General features: G+C 55.7%; 1 protein-coding gene. It reads right to left on the bottom strand.

Annotated elements, in window-relative coordinates; genetic code table 11:
- Window positions 1-368 (bottom strand): DUF4314 domain-containing protein (locus H9X86_RS12230; RefSeq protein ID WP_204901761.1); only part of this gene is annotated, 368 nt, incomplete at both ends.

Raw genomic sequence — 368 nt, 5'->3', positions numbered from 1 at the left:
TGGCCGTTTCGATCCTCGACCGTGAACACAGCGGACTGGACTTTCCGGTTGACGCTGTCATCTTCGCTGTACCAGTGCATCAGCCCACGCTCCGTTTCTTCCGGCATACGGTATTTGATCAGGGCGCTGAAAATGTCACCTTCATAGCCACGCAGCATTCTGCCATCCAACTGGGTACAGTCCTCCTCCATTTCGCCGTACTCATTGCGGGTGTAGAGGTCCGCTGTCAGGGGCATATACAGCTTCAGGGTAGTAAGTTCCGGCGGGATTACGGAGAAGCTGTCCTCTCCAATGATCAGGGCAAGGCCACTGCCGTTGTCCCACTTCATGTGGAACTGGCCGATATCGTCGATGTAGTCCAGGGTGCC

The organism is Pseudoflavonifractor capillosus, assembly GCF_016902575.1.
Lineage (GTDB): Bacteria > Bacillota > Clostridia > Oscillospirales > Oscillospiraceae > Enterenecus > Enterenecus capillosus_A.
This window is presented reverse-complemented; position numbering and strand designations above follow the sequence as displayed.